Below are 4,065 nucleotides of genomic sequence, written 5' to 3'. Positions count from 1 at the left end.
TCTGCTACCAACCCGCTGCAAAAGCCAAAATCTCTTGTCGCAGTCGTTGACAAGGTCAATACATATCAGCGTACTGTCTTCGCCGATGCGTCGGGTGGCCGCATCCCTTGCCCTGCGGGCTTGTCAGGCGCTCCTAACTTATTAGGGAAGCGCCGAACATGGCCAGCACCGCCACCGCCATCACGCCGGTGCACAGCCAGCCGAGCGCGCGCAGCCTGCCCGAGATCTTCAGCGCGCCCATGATCTTCGGGCTCGACGCCACCGCCATCATGATCACCATGACCGGCACCGCGATCACGCCGTTCAGCACCGCGCTCCAGTACAGTGCCTTGATCGGGTCGAGCGGGACGAAGTTGATGCCGATCCCGGCCAGGGTCGAGACGATGATGATGGCGTAGAACTTGCGCGCCGCCGAGAACTTGTTATCGAGGCTGCTCTTCCAGTGGAAGGTGCCGGCCATCGCGTAGGCAGCCGAGCCGGCCAGCACCGGAATCGCCAGCAGGCCGGTGCCGACGATCCCGGCCGCGAACAGCACGAAGGCCAGCTCGCCGGCGATCGGTTTCAGCGCCGATGCCGCCTGGGCCGAGGACTGCAGGTCATTCACGCCGTGCGCATGCAGGGTCGCGGCGGTGGTCAGCATGATGAAGAAGGCGACCAGGTTCGAGACCGCCATGCCGACCAGGGTATCGAAGCGGATGCGCCGGAACTGCGCCTGCACCTGGTCGGGCGCGCGCCGCAGCGGCTGGGCGTCGGCATCGGCGCGCAGCTCCTCGACTTCCTGCGAAGCCTGCCAGAAGAACAGGTAGGGACTGATGGTGGTGCCGAACACGGCGACGACGGTGGTCAGGTATTCCTTGTGCCACTGCGGCTGCGGCCAGACCAGCGAACGCAGCACCTCGGCCCAGGGCACGCGCACCACGAACACGGTGGCGACATAGGCCAGCAGGACCAGGGTCAGCCATTTCAGCAGGTTGACGTAGCGCTGGTAAGGCACGCACACCTGCAGCAGCATCGACAGCACGCCAAAACCCACCGCGTAGTAATGGGCCTTGCCGGGAGCGACCAGCACCATCGCGTCGCCCATCGCCGCGATGTCGGCCGCGATATTGATGACGTTCGCGACCAGCAGCAGGCCGACGATCAGCCAGACCAGCTGGCGCGGGGCGAAGCGCTGCAGGTTGGTGGCCAGGCCGCGGCCGGTGACCCGGCCGATGTGGGCGCTGATGACCTGGATCGCCACCATCAACGGATACGTGAGCAGCAGGGTCCACAGCAGGTTGAACCCGAACTGGGCGCCGGCCTGCGAATAGGTGGCGATGCCGCTCGGGTCGTCGTCGGCGGCGCCGGTGATCAGGCCCGGTCCCAGCTTCGACAGCCAGGCCGAGGCTTCGGGAGACGGCTTGTCGGAGTCCTTGAAGTCCATGCCTCCATGATGAGCGCAGGCGGCGGCGCCATCCGTTCGCCTGCGCACGCAACTCGTCAGCCGCCGAGCGCCGCCAGCAGGCGCGAACCGATCGGCGAGCCCCAGCCGGTGCAGGCATCCCAGCCCGGCCCCGCCGCATACGCGCCGTTGTTCCCGGCCGTGATGTCGTGGAAGGAGCCGGTGCCGACCACCGGCCCGTAGAGCTGCGGATTGAGCCAGCCGACCGGCGGCTCCAGGCGCTGGTTGAAGCGCGCCACCAGGCCCGCCCACAGCGGCGAGACCGCGCTGGTGCCGCCCACCACGAAGTTGAGGAAGTCGACCCGTACCCGGTAGCCGGTCGCCGGCGAGGCATTCCCGGCCACGTCGGGCACGCCGCGCCCGATGCGCCCGCCCGGATTGACGGAGCGCGGCACGCCGGCCGTGTCCTGGTAGGCCGGCAGGCCGAACACGTCGCTGACGCCGCCGCCGGTGGCGCTGGTCTGCGGGTCGTCGTTCCACACGGTCTCGCTGGCGATGGTGCCGCCGTTGGCCGCCAGGCGGGTGCCGCCGCAGCCCAGCACCCACAGGCTCGAAGCGGGGAAGTCGGCATGCGCCAGTCCGTCCGGCGTGCCGTTTTGCGGATTCTGGTCGCCGGAGCCGGCATCGCCGGCGGCGCAGCACACCGTGACGCCGAGCGCGGCCGCGGCCTGGAAGGCCTGGTCCATCGCCTGCAGCCCCTGCGCCGACCACTCGGATTCCGGCGCGCCCCAGCTGATCGAGATCACCGAAGGCTTGTTGACGGCGTCGTGGACGGCGGTGGAGATCGCGTCGACGAAGCCCTGTTCGCTGTTCGGCGCGAAGTACACCGCGATCGAGGCGCCCGGCGCCACCGCGCCGGCGATCTCGATGTCGAGCATGACCTCGGCATCCGCGCTCCACGGCAGCGAGGGGCTGTTGCGGCCGCCGTCCACCGACACCGCGGTGACCTTCGGCGTCGGCAGGTTCAGGCTGCGGAAGTAGGCCTTCAGGTCGGAGCTCCGGTAGCCGCCGCCGAGCTCGATGATGGCGATGCACTGGCCGCTGCCGTCCAGCCCTTGCGGGAAATCGTACAGCCGGGCGATGTCGGGCGGGGTGAAGGCGGTGGCCGCGGCGCGCTCCTCGGCCGCCTGCATCGGCGGCGTCGAGAAGCGGTAGTAGGGCCTGGCGATCGGCATGTCGTCGATCCCGAACACGCCTTCGACGATCTCGCCCAGTTCGGGCGGCAGATGCACGGGCGCGGTGCGGCGCCGCGAGATGCCGGCCGCATGCTCGACCCGCTCCATGCTGGTCTGGAACGCGGCGCCGACCTGGGCCGCAGTGCCCGACAGCACGATGCTGCGCGCGGCCGGCCTGCGCTCGACCACGGCCATGCCGGCCTGGCGCGCGAAGTCGGCGACCTTGTCCAGCTCTTCGTCGCTGGCGCCGTACGCCGCCGCATATTCTCCGCGCGTCAGGTAGCGGCGCTGCGCGCGCTCGGGGTGCAGCGCGTGGTCCGGCAAAGCGGCACGCCGGCGCAGCACCACGGTGATCTGGAATCGTTCGTCGGCCGGCACCGGGCCGAGGGATTGCGCACCGGCCATCGGGGCCGGCATGCTGCCTGGGAGTTTGACCATGTTGACCTCGCTAGTGTGAAGTAAAGACATTAAGCTGAAACAACATCGACCAGTGTGCGCGTCCCTTCCACGAAGTTATTGAGCGATGCCAACTCGGGCCCTGCGCGCACTTCCGTGTAACAATGGATTGAACCTTCATGCGGTGCCCGGGTATTCACCGAAAACAAGGGAGACCAGTGCGTGGACCAGCAGGGGTATGAGCGGCCCGATGGCGAGGCGAACCTGGTAGGCAGGATCGCGGCGGGGGACCGTCATGCCTTCGAAATCCTGTACCGCACCTACTTTCCACGCCTGACGCGCTTCCTGCATCGCATGACGCGCAGCGCGACCACGATCGAGGAGGTGGTCAACGACACCATGCTGGTCGTGTGGCAGCGCGCCGCGACCTTCGACGGCAGCTGCAAGCTCTCGACCTGGGTGTTCGCGATCGCGTACCGCAAGGCGTGCAAGGCGCTGCACAGGCTCGACGAGCCGCTGGATGCCTTCCCGGACACCTGCGAAGGCGCGGCGGACTGCCAGCCGGAATGGCGCTTCGAGCAGTTGCGTCTCGGCCATGCGCTGGACACCGCGCTCGCCGCACTGCCGCTGGAGCAGCGCGCGGCCTTCCAGCTGACCTTCTATCACGAGATGAGCTACGCGGAGATCGCAGACATCATGGAATGCCCCGTCAACACCGTCAAGACCCGGCTGTTCCACGCCCGCCGCCGCCTTGCTTCGCAGCTGGGGCGGCAACTGGAGGACAGGACATGAGCCCGGACGACACTTTTTCCGCCGAGCACCGGGCGGCGCAGGATGCCCTGCCCTGGCTGGCCAACGGTACCCTGGACGGCGCCGAACAGGACCGGCTGCGCACGCACCTGCGCAGCTGCGCGCAGTGCCGGGAAGACCTCGACCTGCTGCATGCGGTGCGCGCCGCCGGCCCCGGCCCGGCGCCCGACTGCGACCCCGAACGCGCCTGGGCGCGCATGCTCCCGCGCATCGAGGCATCGCCGGCACCGGCGGCCGGCGCAC

Annotated in this window: 4 protein-coding genes; 2 read left to right on the top strand and 2 right to left on the bottom strand. The window is 68.9% G+C overall.

Annotated features, from left to right (window positions below):
* Window positions 1-133: 133 nt before the first annotated feature.
* Together ACI48D_RS24535 and ACI48D_RS24530 are read right to left on the bottom strand one after the other, a co-directional pair.
* Window positions 134-1,423, bottom strand: a complete 1,290-nt coding sequence (locus ACI48D_RS24535; protein ID WP_435573860.1) for an NRAMP family divalent metal transporter — start codon at window positions 1,421-1,423, stop codon at window positions 134-136.
* Between the two features lie 56 nt (window positions 1,424-1,479).
* Window positions 1,480-3,054: a S53 family peptidase gene (locus ACI48D_RS24530; RefSeq protein WP_435573859.1), complete on the bottom strand. Its 1,575-nt coding sequence runs from the start codon at window positions 3,052-3,054 to the stop codon at window positions 1,480-1,482.
* A 180-nt stretch (window positions 3,055-3,234) separates the two neighbouring features.
* On the opposite strand from ACI48D_RS24530, the gene ACI48D_RS24525 reads away from it, so the two are divergent.
* Both ACI48D_RS24525 and ACI48D_RS24520 read left to right on the top strand, forming a co-directional pair.
* Window positions 3,235-3,804 carry an RNA polymerase sigma factor gene (locus ACI48D_RS24525; RefSeq protein WP_435573858.1) on the top strand — a complete coding sequence of 190 codons (570 nt, stop codon included), beginning with the start codon at window positions 3,235-3,237 and terminating at the stop codon, window positions 3,802-3,804.
* Window positions 3,801-4,065, top strand: a 265-nt coding sequence (locus tag ACI48D_RS24520) for a zf-HC2 domain-containing protein (protein WP_435573857.1), incomplete at its 3' end; no start/stop codon positions are given. The genes ACI48D_RS24525 and ACI48D_RS24520, both read left to right, overlap by 4 nt.

It is taken from the genome of Massilia sp. LXY-6, assembly GCF_051233485.1.
In the GTDB taxonomy this organism is placed as follows: Bacteria; Pseudomonadota; Gammaproteobacteria; order Burkholderiales; family Burkholderiaceae_D; genus Telluria.
This window is presented reverse-complemented; position numbering and strand designations above follow the sequence as displayed.